Source organism: Leptospira wolffii serovar Khorat str. Khorat-H2 (genome assembly GCF_000306115.2).
Lineage (GTDB): Bacteria > Spirochaetota > Leptospiria > Leptospirales > Leptospiraceae > Leptospira_B > Leptospira_B wolffii.
The window spans coordinates 524,904-542,163 of record NZ_AKWX02000023.1 but is presented as its reverse complement, the minus strand read 5'-3'; the positions used below and the strand labels follow the sequence as shown (position 1 = coordinate 542,163).

General features: G+C 45.9%; 14 protein-coding genes. 4 read left to right on the top strand and 10 right to left on the bottom strand.

The window, feature by feature from the left end; all coding sequences use genetic code 11:
* Window positions 1–18 precede the first annotated feature (18 nt).
* The 7 genes from LEP1GSC061_RS20595 to LEP1GSC061_RS20565 form a co-directional block, all read right to left on the bottom strand.
* A complete protein-coding gene (locus tag LEP1GSC061_RS20595) occupies window positions 19–543 on the bottom strand; it encodes a hypothetical protein (protein ID WP_016547396.1) in 525 nt (174 codons plus the stop codon).
* 84 nt (window positions 544–627) lie between these two features.
* On the bottom strand, window positions 628–1,419 hold the full coding sequence (locus tag LEP1GSC061_RS20590) for a hypothetical protein (protein ID WP_016547206.1): 792 nt from the start codon (window positions 1,417–1,419) through the stop codon (window positions 628–630).
* A 531-nt stretch (window positions 1,420–1,950) separates the two neighbouring features.
* The gene (rodA, locus tag LEP1GSC061_RS20585) at window positions 1,951–3,471 is read right to left on the bottom strand and encodes a rod shape-determining protein RodA (RefSeq protein ID WP_016547357.1); all 1,521 of its coding nucleotides are present in this window, start codon (window positions 3,469–3,471) and stop codon (window positions 1,951–1,953) included.
* A complete protein-coding gene (mrdA, locus tag LEP1GSC061_RS20580; protein ID WP_016546974.1) occupies window positions 3,468–5,414 on the bottom strand; it encodes a penicillin-binding protein 2 in 1,947 nt (648 codons plus the stop codon). Before mrdA ends, rodA begins: the two co-directional genes overlap by 4 nt.
* On the bottom strand, window positions 5,415–5,918 hold the full coding sequence (gene mreD, locus LEP1GSC061_RS20575; RefSeq protein ID WP_016547093.1) for a rod shape-determining protein MreD: 504 nt from the start codon (window positions 5,916–5,918) through the stop codon (window positions 5,415–5,417).
* On the bottom strand, window positions 5,918–7,024 hold the full coding sequence (gene mreC / locus LEP1GSC061_RS20570; protein ID WP_016547149.1) for a rod shape-determining protein MreC: 1,107 nt from the start codon (window positions 7,022–7,024) through the stop codon (window positions 5,918–5,920). The genes mreD and mreC overlap by 1 nt, the downstream gene beginning before the upstream one ends.
* A gap of 121 nt (window positions 7,025–7,145) precedes the next feature.
* A complete protein-coding gene (locus LEP1GSC061_RS20565; protein WP_008595388.1) occupies window positions 7,146–8,168 on the bottom strand; it encodes a rod shape-determining protein in 1,023 nt (340 codons plus the stop codon).
* Between the two features lie 190 nt (window positions 8,169–8,358).
* Here LEP1GSC061_RS20565 and LEP1GSC061_RS20560 point away from each other — a divergent pair, with 190 nt between their 5' ends.
* The 4 genes from LEP1GSC061_RS20560 to LEP1GSC061_RS20545 all read left to right on the top strand — a co-directional run bounded on the left by LEP1GSC061_RS20560 (window position 8,359) and on the right by LEP1GSC061_RS20545 (window position 12,407).
* A complete protein-coding gene (locus LEP1GSC061_RS20560) occupies window positions 8,359–9,912 on the top strand; it encodes a Ppx/GppA phosphatase family protein (RefSeq protein ID WP_016546998.1) in 1,554 nt (517 codons plus the stop codon).
* Between the two features lie 23 nt (window positions 9,913–9,935).
* The gene (locus LEP1GSC061_RS20555) at window positions 9,936–10,598 is read left to right on the top strand and encodes a hypothetical protein (RefSeq protein WP_016547029.1); all 663 of its coding nucleotides are present in this window, start codon (window positions 9,936–9,938) and stop codon (window positions 10,596–10,598) included.
* Between the two features lies 1 nt (window position 10,599).
* The gene (locus LEP1GSC061_RS20550) at window positions 10,600–11,475 is read left to right on the top strand and encodes a hypothetical protein (RefSeq protein ID WP_016546934.1); all 876 of its coding nucleotides are present in this window, start codon (window positions 10,600–10,602) and stop codon (window positions 11,473–11,475) included.
* A gap of 104 nt (window positions 11,476–11,579) precedes the next feature.
* Window positions 11,580–12,407, top strand: coding sequence for a hypothetical protein (locus tag LEP1GSC061_RS20545; RefSeq protein ID WP_040510095.1), 828 nt, complete (start codon window positions 11,580–11,582; stop codon window positions 12,405–12,407).
* 16 nt (window positions 12,408–12,423) lie between these two features.
* Here LEP1GSC061_RS20545 and LEP1GSC061_RS20540 read toward each other — a convergent pair whose 3' ends face one another.
* The 3 genes from LEP1GSC061_RS20540 to LEP1GSC061_RS20530 all read right to left on the bottom strand — a co-directional run bounded on the left by LEP1GSC061_RS20540 (window position 12,424) and on the right by LEP1GSC061_RS20530 (window position 17,259).
* The gene (locus LEP1GSC061_RS20540) at window positions 12,424–14,640 is read right to left on the bottom strand and encodes a PP2C family protein-serine/threonine phosphatase (RefSeq protein ID WP_016547370.1); all 2,217 of its coding nucleotides are present in this window, start codon (window positions 14,638–14,640) and stop codon (window positions 12,424–12,426) included.
* Window positions 14,641–14,785: 145 nt separating this feature from the next.
* Window positions 14,786–16,885, bottom strand: coding sequence for an ATP-binding response regulator (locus LEP1GSC061_RS20535; RefSeq protein ID WP_016547373.1), 2,100 nt, complete (start codon window positions 16,883–16,885; stop codon window positions 14,786–14,788).
* Window positions 16,882–17,259, bottom strand: a complete 378-nt coding sequence (locus LEP1GSC061_RS20530) for a response regulator (RefSeq protein WP_016547222.1) — start codon at window positions 17,257–17,259, stop codon at window positions 16,882–16,884. The genes LEP1GSC061_RS20535 and LEP1GSC061_RS20530 overlap by 4 nt, the downstream gene beginning before the upstream one ends.
* Window position 17,260 lies beyond the last annotated feature (1 nt).

Below are 17,260 nucleotides of genomic sequence, written 5' to 3'. Positions count from 1 at the left end.
GAAACGAATTCTAAGATGTCAGAAATAATATCTACCCGCAAAAGATAATCCTAAATCCGCACCGGTCCTTCCTAATAAAAACAGATTCAGATACACTTCGCCGTTGAATTCGAATTTCTTGTCCGGACTGAACCAGGATAATCCGAGAGGTGTACGAGCCCCGAAAGAATTCTCGTATTCTTCTCTCTGAAGAATCAATTTTCCAATTTTGTCGTTTGTCTCGTATGTTCTCTTCTCGAAGACTCCTCCTACGCCACCGTAGAGATTCCAATTTTCGGAGAATGAGTTCAGATTTAAAAGAAAGACCGCGTGAGCGTGGAATCTACCGTTGTCTCCGAAAGATATAAAGCCTATCGATCCTTCTACGGATTTTTTATCGTCGATCAAGTATTTGCCGGTCAGACCTGTCGGCCCAAAAAGAGTGATGCCCAAACCGAATTTTCCCGAGCTGGAATTTTTTGGATCCTCCGGTTTCTTTTCTTCCCCACTCAGAAGATTCACGTGCAGTAGAAACAAAAACAAGATTAAGATTCGAGTCTTCATATCTCTCCTTATTGTAGCTCCATTCCCATTTCCACACAAGGAAGATAATAAGCACAATAAGAACGTTTTGTCTCCGAATTCAACCTATTCTCCCTTTTGGGGAATATAATAATAGCGAGTCCCCGCTTTCCTAAAATAATATCGGATATCCCCGCTTCTTTTGTCGGCAGGCTTCAACCTTCTTTTAAAAGTCTCTTCCGGAATCCTAAAAGTATCGCCGAGCGCATCGCACCGGAAAAAGCGAATTCCTTCCGGATATCGTATCATCAAGAGATTTCCCGGTTCCGTCTCCCAAGCTCTCTCGTCACCTTCCCAGGAAAAATAGATGGTCCGATTAGGGAAGATCGGATATTTCTTGCCTTCATAAAGAACCTTGTCCTTATTTCGATTTACGTTTCGGAAAATCTTCTTAGGGCCGGACTTTACGATAAAGTGAACTGTTCCGCATCTAAAAGTAAGTAATAGGGGAATCCCTGCAAGAGAACCCGGCTCGGTTCCGAAGGAGAGAATGGGAGAACCGACAGGGAGAGCGTTTTCCGAAATTTTGGAAAGCTTGTCTCTCATCGCCTCATCCAAAAATTCCGAAGTATCGTCTTTACGTATCTTATCTAGTTGCCTGTAGATCCTGTCGAATTCGCTTTTCTCATATGCTTTGTTTCTTACGAATCCGTCCAATTGTCTCTTGAGGGAAGAAAGTCTGGCTCGAAAATAAGGAGTGTCGTTACGAGAAGCAACTTCGAACATCTCATCCCAAATCGTTTCCAATTCTCTCACCTCGGAATTTTGGTCGAAGGTGTTTTTCTCTACCTCCTCCAGAATATACCGAAACTTTCTTTTGAGATCGAATAAAAACCGGGAATCTTTGACTCTTTCCATGCGATGAGACGTCTTTGTAGATTATCGGCCTCTCCCGAGGCTTGCAAGAGCTATTTGCTCGAACTTCTTTCTATAGGGGTCCGGGGTGGAACCCCGGAGAAGGGGGTGGGCGAAGACCTCGGCTGAGCCCAGGGGGAAACCTTTCCCCCTTGGGAACGACCCTTAGGAAGTGAGAAGACGACCACCGCAGGTGAGTCGTGCCATCCGAGATGGCAAACGAGAAAGCCCGAGCTTCACGGAGCGTAAATGCGAAAGCACGCCAAGTTATCTTCGCAAGCGAACACTCCTTTTTACACGCGAAAGTTCTGAACGGAAATTCCGTTCCTCCGGCGTAGAATTAACGGGCCCCCGCCCAGGTTCGGGTGGAGGAGGCGGGCTTGCGGGAGAGCCCGGGGATTTGCTCTACCAGAAAAGCCCTCTTTCTCCAACCTCTATTCGCTTTTACCGCGGAATTCTTGCTCCAATTACGCGTTATCAGTTAGTTTTGGAGAAAACCTGCCTGGAATTTTTGGAGAATGCAGAAGTCTTTTTTTAGTTCGCGTGCTTTCTCATCTTAATCGAGAGAATGATTCCTACCGCAACCATCGACATGATCAAGTGAGATCCTCCGTAACTCATAAAGGAAAGAGGAATTCCCGTCACTGGCATGAGCCCGAGCACGATCCCTATATTGATCGCCATATGGTAGAATAACATCGCCACGATTCCAGAGGCTAGCAAGGATCCGAATCGATCCTTACTTTCATAACTAATTTGTAATCCTCTTAACGGTATCGAAAACAGGAAGAATAGCAACAAGATCGATCCTAAGAACCCGGTTTGTTCGGCCCAGGATGCAAAGATAAAGTCCGTACTGGCTTCCGGTACATGAGGGATTTTGCCTTCCGTCATCTCCGCATTTAAGAAACCTTTTCCGAACAATTTTCCGGAACCCACTGCAGGCTTGGAGGCTCTGAGCTGGTATCCGGCTCCTTGCTTGAATTCGTCCGGATTCAAGAAAGCGGTCAAACGGATCACCTGGTTCTCCCGGAAAGGTACGGTCTTCATGACCACGACCGCCGATACGAGACTCACCCCCAAGATTCCGAGAGGAATATAATAAGATCGTAATGTTTTCGATCCCCTTGCTATTCGGAGAAGGATCATAATGATACTAAAAATGATGAGAGTGGCACCGATCCCGATCAACAAGGCCTGGTTTGAAAGCAATTTGAATACGAAACTCGCCTCCAAATCCACTACCTGCTCCACCGCTTCTCTGAGAGAAGCCAAAGTCTTCGGAGTCAAATTCGCCCCGACCACTTCTTTTCCTTCCACCACCTGCCAGGTTTTTCCGCCCAAACGGTTCACGACGGAAAGTAAATCCGTCTTTCCGGTTCTTTGCAGAAAGGCTAAAATATCGTTCAATAAAGTGAGTTTGGAATATTCCACATACATGGGAAGTACTAGGGAAATTCCTCCGAACGTAATGAAGGAACCGATGTGAAAATAGTCGGCTCCTCCTAGGAAAAGCATCGTGAATAGGATGGGAAGAAACGACACTGCGGTTCCGAAGTCCGGCTGTATCAATATCAATGCCATGGGCAACAGAACGATTCCGAAAGGTATGACTAGAACCACGAGCTTCTTCATTTCCTTTTCTTTCAGCACAAGATACTGGCCGAGAAGAATCACCGTAGCCAACTTCGCAAACTCGGAAGCCTGTAACAGGAAAGGTCCGATCTTGATCCAGGATCTGGCTCCCCTACTTGTAGGAAGATATCCGATTCCCGGAATCAATGTAAGCACGAGAAGAAGAATCGCAAACCCGTAGATAAATAGCGCATAGGCTCCGATCAACTGGTAGTTGACACGGGATATAAACCACATGATCGCGATGCCTAATAAGAAGAATAGAAACTGTTTGAACCATTTATGGCTCATGAGCCCCACACTCGGATCGTCGAAATTATACTCCTGAGAATATAAAGTAAGAATACTACAGATCACCACCATGATCACCGAGCCGACCAGGAAGTAATCGATACGTTCTATGGATCTATCGGACATCATAGTGGATTATTATTCTCCGGTAAAATCGGTGCGCTTCCTTCTGGAAACTCCGTCGTTCTCTTAAAACTTCCCGGCGGGAAAGCGGCTCGGAACATTTCTCTGGCGACAGGCGCGGCACCGGCGGCTCCCCCCACCCCGTATTCCACGAACACCGCAACTAACACCTGTTCGCTGACGGGCGCGTTCGCAGGAGCATAACCTATAAACCAAGCGTGGTTGGATCCGGAGGCTCCCCTTCTTCTCGTTTGAGCGGTTCCGGTCTTACCCGCTATCTCGGGCAGTCCCGGTTTGTTTAGTACGAAAGCGGCAGTTCCATTCTTCACGACTAATCGTAGACCAGTCTTGATCGCTTCTATCGTGGAATTTTGGATCGGGATCTCCCTCAATTTTTGAGGTTCGGTTCGATTAATAATGGAATTATCCAAAGGATCCCGGATCTCGTTTACTATGTACGGTTGGTAAATCTGGCCTCGATTTAATAGTCCAGCATAGAATAACGCCATTCCGAGTGGGGTGACGGACATGAATCCCTGCCCTATGGAAAGGTTAATCGTATCTCCGTCGAACCATCTCGTTCCATAAGTTCTCTTCTTCCAAGCGGATGAAGGAACAAACCCGCTGATCTCTCCCGGAAGATCTATCTTGGATTTTTGATCCAATAAGAATAGTCTGGAGTAAGTCAAAATCGGATCCGATCCTAGTTTATATCCGAGGTTATAGAAATATACGGAGCAGGATTTTTGGAGAGCGTGGGCCAAATCGTTCGTACCATGCCCTCCCTTCTCCCAACAATAAAAGACCTGATCGGGAACTCCCGCAAAGGTGGACTTAAGCACATAACTTCCGTTGCAACTATAGCTTGTCTCCGGTGTGTAATCCACCTTGTGTCCGCTTTCCAAAGCGGCCATAGCAACTAACGTCTTATATGTGGACGCGGGAGGAAACTTGGACTGGATCGCTAAGTTTAGGAATCCTCCGTTGGCATCCACCCTTCTATAATGAGCGGTTCTCTCGGATCTGCTTTTCCCGGAGAGAATATTAGGATCGTAACTAGGATTCGAAGCCATGGCTAAGACTTCCCCGGTGGAAGGACGCAGTGCGATCGCGGTTCCTCTAGCTCCTTTTAAGGCCTTATAGGCGGCAAGTTGGATATCCTTGTCTATCGTAAGTACTAGATTATTTCCGGGAGTGGAATGCTCTACTACCCTTTCTTCCTCTATGTTCCCTTCGGAGCTTCTTTTTTGGATCCGGAAGCCGTCCGTCCCTCTTAGTCTGGAATCGTATTCCAATTCCAATCCGTCTTTTCCCAACCACTGGTAGGACTTGATCTCTCTGGTCAGTAGGTCCGTCTTACTCGGCTTTCCGATATAACCGGTCACATGAGCCAAAGCCGGTCCCATTTTATAGATTCTTCGGGGAGAAGGTACCAATATTACGTATTTGGAAATCGTATCGAATACGGAAATTCTTTCCTGCTGCGCCTTGCTGATAGCCTCCAAAAGTACGAAAGGCTTTTTGGATTTGATATTCTTGGAGAATTTAGGCTCCAACAAATCCTCTTCGTAGTAGGACATAGGAATGGAGAGAGTTCTTGCGAATTCCTGCAGGAAATTTCTCACTTTTGCAGGATCGTATTTGAACAATGAAGTGTTCAACACCGCATCCAAGCTGGAATAATTGGATACCAACGCCATGGAAGTTTCCGGAGTGAGAAAATTCCTATCGAACATTTCCCCTCTGGCAGCGGGAATCGTCTCGCTCTTACGTACGAATTTTTCGGCCTTTAAAGAGTTATCCGTTCCTTGCACGATCTGCAGGTTGAATAACTGTATGATGAATGCGGCAAGCGCGAATACTACAAGCCCGGAGAACATGTACAGACGAAGTCTGAAACTACGCTCCAGCCTAAACTCTGTGGCCGAAGAAGAACCGCCTCCGACCATTTACGCCTCCGCCTGCTCCAGGCGATAGAGTTTTCCGAGTATCCAGAAGAATACCGGAGCGATCAAAGCGTTGAATAAAGACGTACTAAAAATAGAGTAATTTAAATTTTCATGGAAGAATAACGTAAATAGATAATACGCCGCTATTCTGGACACCAACGTCACTGCCAAAGCGTAAAGCATGATGGAGATCTGATTTTCATGATACGCGGGTCTTGCGAATCTTCCTACGATATACCCCATAACGCAGAAGGTCAAGGAGTGGAGGCCGATCTTATAGGTCACAACTTCCCCTACGATTTCTCCGCCTAGTCCGGAATCGGAAAGTAATCCTCCGAAGAATCCTATCCAAATTCCCGCCATTGCCCCTTTTCTAAGCGCGAAGAATAGAACGAATAGAACCATAAAGTCCGGCTTGAATCCGGAAATCTCGAAGGTGTTGGTTCCGTTCAAGAAATGTGCGATGAAGATCCCCGCTCCGATGACTACGTATTCTAAGATCATCAGTTCGTTTCCTCTTCGAATCCGGCTCCACCCTCGGGCTTAGGTTTCACGGGTTTTTGTCCTTCCGGAGGTTTCACTCCGGCTCCCGGATTCGCATTCTTGGGCTCACGATCTTCTTTAGGATAATTTAATTCTCCGAAGTACGGATTCTCAATATTGATATTCTGCCCTTCCGGCCAAGTCTCCGCCCATTTTTCCGGAAGTTTCATTAGAATGGTGACGGACTCCAGCATATCGAAACGTACGAAAGGCTTCAGGAAGGCGGTTTTGAAACTTCCGTTTCTCGGTCCTTCTTCCGTAATGATTCCCACCGGGATTCCGTTCGGATAGATCCCGGAAGAACCGGAGCTGAACACGGTCTTCCCTATCTTACTCAAAGAGCCGGTATACTGGATCATCTCGGAAGGACCCATCGGATAATCTCCGAAGATCCTAGGATCGATGATGATACCGCTATCGATATAATTCATGAGAGCTTCGGTTCCTCTTCCAGAGTTTCCGGACAAGGACGCCCAAAGATTACTGTCCGGAATGGCGACCCCCATATTGAAATTCGAATTGATGAGAGGTTGGACCACGGCGGACCCCCCGGTTACCGCGATCACTTTTCCGACAAGCGCCTCTATAATCTCTCCCTTTTGATTCACCGCTCTAGCGGTCACGGGCATATAAGGTTTGATTCCCGCTTCGGAACCTTTGTCTATGATAATGGTTCTATAAATGGAATTGAGACGAACGGATAATACCTCGGCCTTCACCGTAGGATACTTTTGCAGAGTGTTGAACTTCAGTTCTCTACGGAGATTATCGTTTTCCCGGGTAAGTCTTTCCACGTCCTGGGGAAGAAGTTTGTATTCGTCTATGGCGGAAACGCATGCGTCTCTTTCCTGGCGAACCGCTTCGAAGGATTCTAATTTGGTATAAGCGCCCTTGAAGAAGGAGCCCACTCCGTCGATGGATCCGGATACGCTATCCCCCACTCTTTGGAAACTTGCGATACCTCTCACGAGAACGTTACTTTTGAACGTCAAAGACAGAAGAGAGAATACTACGCAAAAAACGAGGGAAACGGTTTCTTTGCTTTTATTAACTTGGATCCAGAGCATAGCGTTTAGGGTTCAGTGGTTAGTGAGCGGATCTTTTACTAAGCGCCAAATTCTACTTTCATGTTCCGGAAGGGAAATTCGGCGCTTACCGATCTCGCCTTCCGGGTTCGACCGATTCCGATTAACGAATTCCGGGCTTCAGGTATTTTACTTCGTCCAGGAATTTTCCGGTTCCTAAAACCACACAGGTCAAAGGGTTTTCCGCTCTGAAAACGGGAACTCCCGTCTCCTTGGAAAGATAGGTTTCCAGTCCACGAAGAAGGCAACCTCCTCCCGTCAGAACGATTCCTCTCTCTACGATATCGGAAGCGAGTTCCGGAGGAGTTCTTTCCAATACTCTCTTGATTCCGTCCAGAATTTCGTCCGTCGGTTCCTTTAGAGCCTTACGGATTTCGTTGGATTCCAGTTCCAAAGTTCTAGGAAGTCCGGAGATCGCATCCCGTCCCTTGACTTCCATGGTCTCGGTTTTCTTTTCCGGGTAAGCGTTTCCGATCGTAAGCTTGATATCTTCAGCGGTTCTTTCCCCTACGACCAGGTTGTATTGGTTCCTGAGATATTTGATGATTGCGTCGTCGAACTCGTCCCCTCCGGTCCGGATGGATTCTGCAATCACCATCCCTCCCAGTGAAATAACCGCGATCTCGGTGGTTCCACCGCCTATATCCACGATCATATTTCCCGCCGGTTCGTTGATCGGGATATTCGCTCCGATCGCGGCTGCTAAGGCCTCGTCGATAAGGAAAATTTCTCTCGCTCCTGCCTGCTCGGCGGATTCTCTTACCGCCCTTCTTTCCACCTCGGTAATCCCGGAAGGAACTCCGATCACGATTCTAGGCTTAACGAAAGTGGTCCGGTTATGGACTTTAGCTATGAAATAACGGATCATTTTTTCGACAGTTTCGAAGTCGGCGATCACACCGTCTTTCATGGGTCGAATTGCCACGATTTCGCCGGGAGTACGACCCAACATTCTCTTGGCCTCCTGGCCTACCGCAAGGACCTTTCCGGTGGCTGCATGGACCGCCACTACGGAAGGCTCAGAGAGCACAATCCCTTGACCTTTTACGTGGACGAGAGTGTTTGCGGTTCCGAGGTCGATTCCCATATCGTTGGAAAATAGTCCGTAGAGCTTATCGAATATCATTACTGTCCTTTGCTTGCCAAATAGCGGCTGATCTCTTTATATTATCTGCACAAATCCGGAAAATCCCGAGGATTTTCCAGTCGCCGATCCGATTCAATATTTCCTGCCCGATCCTTGCGGGCAATTCCAAAACGAAAAAAACGAAAAACAAATTGGAAGCTGTCCCGACCCGAAGAAACTTGGGGATCTTATGGTCCGGGAAAACACCTTAGCAGCCATCGATCTCGGTACGAATTCCTTTCATATGATCATTGTCAGGGTTCGTGAAAACGGAACCTTCGAGGCGATAGCCAGAGAAAAGGAGAACGTTCGTCTCGGCAGCGGTTTAGAAGAAGGAGGAGAAATCGACCCTCCCGCATTCAGGCGCGCCATAGAATGCCTGAAGCGATTCAAGATGCTCGCGGACAATGCAAAGGCCGAAATCAGAGCCGTAGCCACTTCCGCTATGAGAGAAGCCTCCAATAGAGTCGCTTTTCAGGAGGCCGCCTGGAAAGAAGCAGGCATCAAAATCGACGTAATCAGCGGTTACGAAGAGGCAAGGCTTATCTATTTCGGAGTCCTACAAGGCCTTCCAGTCTTCGATAAAAAGATCCTACTCATAGATATAGGCGGAGGTAGCACCGAAGTTCTGGTAGGATACAGAGGGGATATACTATTCTCCAAAAGCTTCAAATTGGGAGCCATTCGACTCACGGAAAAGTTTCTGAAATCGGATCCGTTAGATTCTTCCCAAGTGAGAAAATGCAAACTGTATGTAGAGGAAATGTTACTTCCCTTCCGTAAAGTCATTCGGGATCTAAGACCCGAAGTTGTGGTGGGGTCCTCGGGAACAGTTCAGGCCACGGCGGGAATCATCCGGGCTTTCGAAGGTGAAGTGGAAGAAGGTCCTCTAAACCATTTTACCTTTAGCGCCTCCGAATTCAGAAAGGCCAAAAACCTGATCCTGGATTCGGATAATAATAAGAAGAGAAGTAAGATCCCCGGCTTCGATTCCAAACGTTCGGACATCATCGTAGGAGGAGTCCTTATCCTGGACGAGCTCTTCCAGCAATTGGAGCTTCCCGATCTGACCGTTTCGGAACTGGCTCTTCGAGAAGGAATCATATACGATACGATACGAAAATGGGAACATTTCCAAGATCTTACCCAATCCAAGCATCTGGACGATATCCGTCAAAAATCCATCCACAATCTCCTGGTGTCTTTTACGAGGGACGAAGAATATGCAAGGCATGTGGCAAAACTCGCCTTGGATATCTTCGACCAATTGCAACCTATCCATCGTTTAGGAAAGGAAGAAAGGGAATACCTGGAAGCCTCGGCTCTTTTACACGAGGTAGGATTATTTATCTCCCATTCCGCATACCATAAACATAGCTATTATCTGATCCGAAATTCCGAGGCGATGCTGGGATTCACCTGGGGAGAAATAGAAATCATCGCACTCACTGCCAGGTATCACAGGAAAAGCGCTCCCAAATCCAAACACCGAGAATTCCAGAGAATAGGAAGCAGGGAACAGGAAATCGTGCAAAGACTTTCCGGAATCCTAAGAATAGCAAGCGCCTGCAATCGGAACCGCCAAGGATTGATCGAAACCGTGAAATGCCAGGTCCGCAAAAACCAGGCAATATTCAGCCTAATCTCCAAGTCCGGTTATGAGAAGAGTCTAGAACTCTGGGCCTGCGAAGAACAAGCGGACGCCTTCGAATCGGCTTACGGATTCGTCCCTCTTTTTCAGTAAGGACACGATCCGTTTCCTCTCCGATGATTCGAAAACAGATATTTCCTATTTTTATAATATTTCTCCTTTCTTCCGTCTTTACGAATTGCTTCACCGTCTACCCGATTCGGGAGGAAATCCTGGAGACCAAGGTTTTAGAGGAAAAAGTTTCGGATCGAAATCGAACCGAAGTCGAGATAGAATACGAAATCGCGGATAAAATTCTCGAACTCAGAATTAAGGAATTCGTAAAGAAGGAAAACCTAAAATCGCAAAAGGTCTTCCAAACCAAGAAAATCCATTACGGATATCGCAAGTCGGACGAATACAGAAGACTGGAAGGAGACGATAAGCCATGGAATCGGGACGTGCTCGGAATGTTCGCCGACCTAGCGGCAGGATTAGAATGGCTTACCATTCCTTTCAGAACATTGAGCGATATTAAAGGGGAGAATTTCGATCGAGAATCCATTCTTCTCTCCGAAAACGAAGAGATTCAAAATTCCGGGGACCTAGTGTTGGTTTTAAGAGCCGGAAATGCGGAAATCCTGGAAACTAAATTGGAATCTTCGAAAGTCGGAATTCCCTTAAGAGAAATCAAAAAGATCCTACCGAATCTGGATCGTATCGAGGCTCTAGTCTACCGCAAGAACGAAAGATTGGCTTACAAAGTGATACCGATGTTCGGCGTTTTTAAAGGAATATAGAATGATCATTTTGCTTACGATCTTAAACTATATTAGTTTGTTTGTTATCGTGATCGGTTTTACGATCTTCCCGTTCTTGCCTTTTCCTATCCTACTCTCCGTTTCCAAGTGGAGAGTCTTATTACAGCTAACTCCTTTTTTCTTTTTGAATTACATTCTACATTGGGATCGTTTGAAATTCATCCTGCTCGCCCAAATATCCTTCTTAGGTTACTTCGCCTTATTCGTCGGTTCGAACGATCTAAAGGATTATCTACGTTCCGACGCGATTCCGATCGTTCTAAAATCGGAAGATCTGGATTCCGAAAAATGGAAAGACCATAGACTCGTCACCGTTAGAAAATTCCTAAACGGAGGATCGGATCATTCCGTGATAGAATGGGAGAATTCTTATAAATCGAAAGCGATCAAGGAAAAAGGCGAGGATCTAAGCGAAGAAAGCCTGAGCAGAACCTATTATCTGGCCTTTTCGGAGAAGGAGTCCCCGTTTTTTTCAGAGGAAAGTCCCCGAGGACCGAAGCCGTCTTTTATCGTGGAAACGAAACGTTTTCGTAAATATAAGGACGTACCCGACTTGCCGATCCGAGAGAAGGAAATTACGGGTTTTATAGAAAAACAGGCCGAAGATTTATTCCCTCAAAATGTCTATGAATTACTGAAAGATAAAAGCTTCCGCTACGATATTTCCGCCTTACCGGTATTAACGGAAGGAAAAGAAAGACCTACTTTCGATTTCTCCATATTTTTGTTCTGTATCGGCTGCTTATTTGCGCCTCTCAACATATTCTCCACATGGAAATCCTTTGCAGCCGTCGACTCCACCTACCGAAAGAAATCTTCTTCGAAAAATCCGCGCGATCAGGAACCCTTACCCTAACTCCATGGGATCCCCCATAGTCATAGAGAGTCCGACTTTTTAACATTAAAAGAATTTACTTTTCGTTAAGTAGCGGCGAACAATGGATCCTTATTGTGTATACGATGGCAAACATTCTAAATATCTTATTCATAATATGTTTTATACTCGCCCTCATCGTCAGTTTTCTTTTACCGCTTATTACCGTGAGCAAGATCGCAGCCTGGAGAGTATTCGTTCAATTGACTCCGTTTGCAATTCTCAACTTCATCCAAAAATGGAAGTATCTGAAATTCGCATTCTGGTCCAATATATTTATGTTCTGTTATCTGGCGGGCATATTCGGGACTTTCAATCTGAAAGATCTCATGCTCACCCAAAAACATCCCGACCGATTGTCAGCCACAAATATCGATTTCGATTCCTCACAAGACAATCGCTTCGTGTCCGTGGAGAGTCACATCAACGGGGGAAGACATTATTCTGTATTGACATATAATGAGAGAGAAAGGGAAAAGATCGAAAAAGAAAGCGGAAACAAATTGAATCAAAAGATTGATTCCGCTTATTATTTGGCTTTTCCCGAAAGCGAACTAAAGGCCTTAAAAGAGAGGAGTGAAAATAGTCCTAAACCGAGCTTCATTGTGATGACAAAGGAATTCTCTCGGGCAGAAGACATTCCGGATTCTCCTCGCATCGAACCTAAAATTGCCGGTTTCTTACAGAAAAAGGCGAAGGATCTATATTCAGAAAAAATCTTCCAATCACTGCAAGAGTCGGTTCCGGATAGTGATATTTCCGATCTTCCCGTTATAGATAAGGATTGGGAAAGACCGGATATCGTAAGCACCGTAATTTTATTGTTAGTCGGTTTCCTCTTCTCTGTCCCGCATGTTTACTTCGTTTTCCGAGCCATTCGAACAATCCAAACCATGCCCGACACTGCAAACTAACGGACAATCTCTTGCCTCACCGTAACATCCTACGATCTCCGGCGGTTTCCGAAAGAGCCTGGCTTTTTTCCACGAGTAGTTCCGATAATTTCTTAGCTCTAGGATGATCGGGAGAGAATGTATTCGCCTCCGCAAGCAACTGAAAGGAACGTTCTAATCGATTTTTAGATGCGTACATCTCTGCAAGATGTAAAAGATTCTCCGGATCCTGAGGATTTCGCATTCTATATCTCTCGCTTAAGTCTATGGAAAGCACGATCTTTCCCGACTTACGTAGAAACTTACTTACTACGAACAAAAAATCCGTATCCGTTGGACGCCTTTGCAGGTATTTCAGTCCTAACTCTCCCGCCTTTCCGTAATTTTTTCCCGAAGAGTATTCCAAAGCCAATCTTCTACATTCCTGCAGAGAAACAGTTTTAGACGAACGACCGTCATTCTCCGAATCCTGAACGTGAATCTCGGAAGCGAGGCCCGACTTTTTAGGGGCTTCTATTCTAAGTAAGGATAAATCGTCTGTGATTTCCCCCTCCTTTCTAAGAATTTCGTAGGCAAGTTCCAAATCCGCCTTCGCCTTCTCCACAACGACCAAAAATCTACGATCGTCCGGATCGATTTCCGAATCGATCAAAAGATCATCTCTTCCATCCGAACCGGAAAGCAGTACGTCTCCCGGTTTCAATTGGAACAATTCTATATGAACGTTGCGTCCGATTCCGGAGTGTCCGATTTTAAAATATTTCTCCTTCGGCTCCAGAAAGGACGCGACTCCGTCTCGGTAGAGAACCGGAGACGGGTGCTCGCAATTGATATAGTACAAGACTCCCCGTGCCTCGTCGATGAGACCCAATACGGCGGAAGCCATTAGGGATCCGTCGAATGCTTCGAAAACTTTCTGGAGTTCCAAAAACCAATTTTTGAGCCATCTTTCCGGCCACACATTGCGATATAAAGCGGGAGTCCTTTCGATCATCGAGCGAGAAATAGACCCCAGAATGATCGCACCTACCGCTCCTTGTAGGGATTTTCCCATAGCATCCGCATTCACAAAGGCGAGATACGATTTACCTCTTAGCCGGATAGAATGCGCGATAGAAATATCCCCGCCTATCTGCCTTTCCTTCTGTTTATAATGGAATTTCTTCTTCTGAACCGTGATAGAACGTATAGAATATTCCGAATCTTGCAAGTATATGGAATGCAACGGTTCCGTCAGAAGAGAAGTTAAAAAATAATCTCCGTCTTGACCCAATTTCAAAGCTTGAATCTCGTCTAGGCTTTTGCTCAATCGGTCGGCTGTATCCTGCAATTGCCTGGTTCTTTCCGCGACTTTGGATTCCAGCCCTTCGTTTAGCATCTGGATTTCTTCATATAATCCTTTCAGTCTTTCGACTACTCTGCCGATCCTCGCTTCTTGCTTACCGAATTCGTCCAAAGAAGAAGGCAAAATCTTCAGATCGAAGTTCCCTTCTCCCACTTCCTCCAAAAAACCCGTTACGGAGGACAGGCGACTGCGGATCGCTTCGGTCACTATCCAAGCTGTAAACACCAGGGGCACGGAAAAAAGAAGAGCCATGATTCCCAAATGCAAAAGTGGATTTTCCAAACGTATTCTCCCGTCCACCGTAGCATAGAGCATATACCCTAAAAGACTGAAAGGCATGGAGATCATCGCCATCACGACCACCAAAAGTCGCTTGGAATAAGGAAAGAATAATCTAGTCTTAGCCTCGACCTCCCTGAACTTTCCCTCGTTCAACGCTGGTCTTACCGAATATTCAGTAATGAATAAATAGCTAATAAACGAAATCGGAATAATCCCTAGGCATAGGGCCGGAATCGTAGCGATCAAATTAGGCTTATACCCTAGAATTAGATATACGATCCAATGAGCAAGAAGGACACCAAATAACCATCTACCCACGATGATAAATGATTCGTAAACCGGTTGAGTGATATAGATCGATTTAGCGGAGACGAGCGATATCGGATCGACCGAACTAACGTCTTCCAAATACGCGGCTTTTTTCAAACGCACGTACCTTAAATAAAAAGCTCCGAGCAACATTGCCGTGGCCGCTATCGTAGCCGCTACTCCCATGGATAGATATTCCTCCAGGGAATAAAGGGAACCGGTAACTGCGGAAAAATATACTGCGAACGGAACAGGAACCGTATGGGTAAACAGTTCCAGCCTCCAGGTCAGGACCTGCAAAAGTCGGGATTGGGCCATTGGGATTTCTCATTTTCACTTAGAATGAAGCCAAAACTGTAGCAATCGCTACACAGATCAATATTTTATTTCGAACGGAAAGAATTTTCCAAATATTTGAAAAAATGCGGCCGAGAACGGCCGCATCGCATACCCCTTCGGAAATCTAATCCTCGTCTAGAACCGATCGAATTCCGGTCAGCACATCGTTTCCCATATACGGTTTTTGTAGGAACAAATTCACCCCTAGATCCTCCAAGGAGGATTTTATTCCAGGCTCGATGAAACCGCTGGCGAGAATGATTTTGACGGAAGAGTGAATCGCACGGATTCGCTTTACCACCTCTTCCCCTCCTAACTTGGGAAGTCCCAAATCGGTAAAAACCAAACGTATTTCGGAATGGTGGATCAGGAATTTTTCCAAACCTTCTTCCCCGTCCTTTGCAGTATGAACCTTATATCCTTTCGATTCGAGAAGTGAGAAAAGCATATCCCGCAAAAGATCCTCGTCTTCTATGAGAAGAATGACCTCATCGCCTCCGGAATCGGCTGCCCCCTCCTCCGAAAGCTGAGATTTAATCGTAAGTTCCGTCTTATCTTTTTGCACCGGTAGAAAAATGGAAAAACTGGTGCCTTCGCCTAACGCTGATTTCACCTCGATCCAACCCTTATGATTTTCTATAACGCTATAGGCGAGTGCGAGTCCCAATCCGGTTCCTTTTCCGATTTCCTTTGTGGTAAAGAAAGGTTCGAAAATCCGATTCTTAATCTTCTCGTCCATTCCGGATCCGTTATCCGTAATTCTCAGCAGTACGTAACGATCCGCCTTGCTCTTGGAATACCCGGCTTTTATTTCCCTAAAATCGGTTTCCGAAGTCTCTATCCTGAGTTTACCTCCCTTCGGCATGGCGTCTCGTGCGTTTACACATAGATTCAGGATTACCTGATGGATTTGATTCGAATCCATCTTTAATTTGGGAAGATTCTCCTTCAGATCCAGTTCCAGCACCAGATTCTTAGGAAAAGTCTGAGAAATCAATTTAACAATCTCTAATATGATATCATTCAGATGCAGGAACTCCAAGCGAAATTCCGTCTTACGGGCGAAGGTCAATAACTGACGAACAAGGGACGCCCCTCTCTCCGCCGCCTTTTGAAGCGCGAATACATGTTGAGTGAATTTTTCCGGATTCTCCCGATTTAAACTCAAGACGGAGGTATGACCCATGATGATAGAAAGAATATTATTGAAATCGTGAGCGATTCCGCTCGCAAGAGTTCCTAGACTCTCCAATTTTTGAGCTTGAATCAATTGGCTTTCCAACTCCGACTTCTTGATCTCCGCTTCCTTGAGTTGCTCTTCCTTGATCTTTTTCTCGGTAATATCCTCGGCGATTCCTGCGACTCTTACGACTTCTCCTTTTTCGTTCCTGACGGGGAAGGCGCGATCGCTGATCCAACGCAACTGTCCGTCCGGACGTATAATTCTATATTCCTCTTTGTATTCTCCATTGATCTGCTTTTCTTTAGAGTTTGTGAATACCCGGTCCCGATCGTCGGGATGAACCGATTCCAACCAAGAAATGGGATTATCGTATAGACTTTGCCTGGATCTGCCCCATATTTCCTCATATCCCCTGCTAATATAAACGATCTCATTCTTAGAGACACTGGTCATCCAAAAGACTTCACGGATCGCCTCGGTCAATTCTTCGAAGAGCTTCTCGCTCTCTTTCGTTAACGTTTCGGCTTTTATTCTCTCTTCGATTTCCATGCCGAGTTCTTCGCTACGCCTAAGAAGCTCGTAATTCTTCTCCTCCAACTTTTCCACCAATCGGTGATTGTATTGTTTCATCGGCCCCGGATCCAAAGCCAAAGCTTTAGGAGCGCGGCTAGGTCTGGGATTCTTTAAAAGCTTTTCCAAGGTTTCCTCTATGAATTTGGAAGAGGCGGGTTTCTTAATAAAAGCATCCGCCCCGAGATCGAAGGATAACTTTTCGTCGGAGGAAGACGTGTATGTTGCGGTATAGATTATGAAAGGGATGCTTTTCCATTTCTCATTCTGCTTAACGTTGGAACAAAATTGGTATCCGTCCATTTGAGGCATCAGAATGTCCGAAATGATGAGATCCACCTCCATTTTTTCCAGTATTTCCAAAGCCTCCACTCCGTTTGCAGAGGTCAGAATTTTGCGGTCTTCTCTTTCCAATTGGGCCGCAAGAAGCTTACGATTTTGAAAACTATCGTCCACAATCAGAATGATCATAAAGTATCTCCCCTTAGGAAATCGGATATCTGCTTCGTAAACTTGCGGGTGTCTATCGGTTTCGTTATATAACCGTCGCAGCCGGCAGCGTAGGCTTTTTGAGCGTCTCCCTTCATAGCGAAAGCGGTGATCGCGACGATTGGAATTCTCCTCGTTTTTTCATCCCCTTTAAATATTCGAGTCAGACTCAATCCGTCCGTCCCTGGCAACTCCAAATCCATCAGAATGAGATCGGGAAACTCAGCATAAACGGCCCCGATGGCCTCTTCCGCGTTAGTCGCTCTAGCTACGAGAAATCCTTCCATCTCTAATAATTCGCAGGCTAGTTTTAAATTCACCGGATTGTCGTCCACAACGAGAACTTTAGCGAGCATA

Excerpts from the sequence above, each read along its gene's own strand:
- LEP1GSC061_RS20535 (WP_016547373.1), bottom strand. The coding sequence starts at position 16,885 with ATGATCATTCTGATTGTGGACGATAGTTTTCAAAATCGTAAGCTTCTT.
- LEP1GSC061_RS20565 (WP_008595388.1), bottom strand. The coding sequence starts at position 8,168 with ATGATATTCGATAAGCTCTACGGACTATTTTCCAACGATATGGGAATC.
- LEP1GSC061_RS20545 (WP_040510095.1), top strand. The coding sequence starts at position 11,580 with ATGGCAAACATTCTAAATATCTTATTCATAATATGTTTTATACTCGCC.
- rodA (WP_016547357.1), bottom strand. The coding sequence starts at position 3,471 with ATGATGTCCGATAGATCCATAGAACGTATCGATTACTTCCTGGTCGGC.
- LEP1GSC061_RS20550 (WP_016546934.1), top strand. The coding sequence starts at position 10,600 with ATGATCATTTTGCTTACGATCTTAAACTATATTAGTTTGTTTGTTATC.
- LEP1GSC061_RS20530 (WP_016547222.1), bottom strand. The coding sequence starts at position 17,259 with ATGCTCGCTAAAGTTCTCGTTGTGGACGACAATCCGGTGAATTTAAAA.
- mrdA (WP_016546974.1), bottom strand. The coding sequence starts at position 5,414 with ATGGTCGGAGGCGGTTCTTCTTCGGCCACAGAGTTTAGGCTGGAGCGT.
- LEP1GSC061_RS20540 (WP_016547370.1), bottom strand. The coding sequence starts at position 14,640 with ATGGCCCAATCCCGACTTTTGCAGGTCCTGACCTGGAGGCTGGAACTG.
- LEP1GSC061_RS20595 (WP_016547396.1), bottom strand. The coding sequence starts at position 543 with ATGAAGACTCGAATCTTAATCTTGTTTTTGTTTCTACTGCACGTGAAT.
- LEP1GSC061_RS20560 (WP_016546998.1), top strand. The coding sequence starts at position 8,359 with ATGGTCCGGGAAAACACCTTAGCAGCCATCGATCTCGGTACGAATTCC.
- mreC (WP_016547149.1), bottom strand. The coding sequence starts at position 7,024 with ATGCTCTGGATCCAAGTTAATAAAAGCAAAGAAACCGTTTCCCTCGTT.
- mreD (WP_016547093.1), bottom strand. The coding sequence starts at position 5,918 with ATGATCTTAGAATACGTAGTCATCGGAGCGGGGATCTTCATCGCACAT.
- LEP1GSC061_RS20555 (WP_016547029.1), top strand. The coding sequence starts at position 9,936 with ATGATTCGAAAACAGATATTTCCTATTTTTATAATATTTCTCCTTTCT.
- LEP1GSC061_RS20590 (WP_016547206.1), bottom strand. The coding sequence starts at position 1,419 with ATGGAAAGAGTCAAAGATTCCCGGTTTTTATTCGATCTCAAAAGAAAG.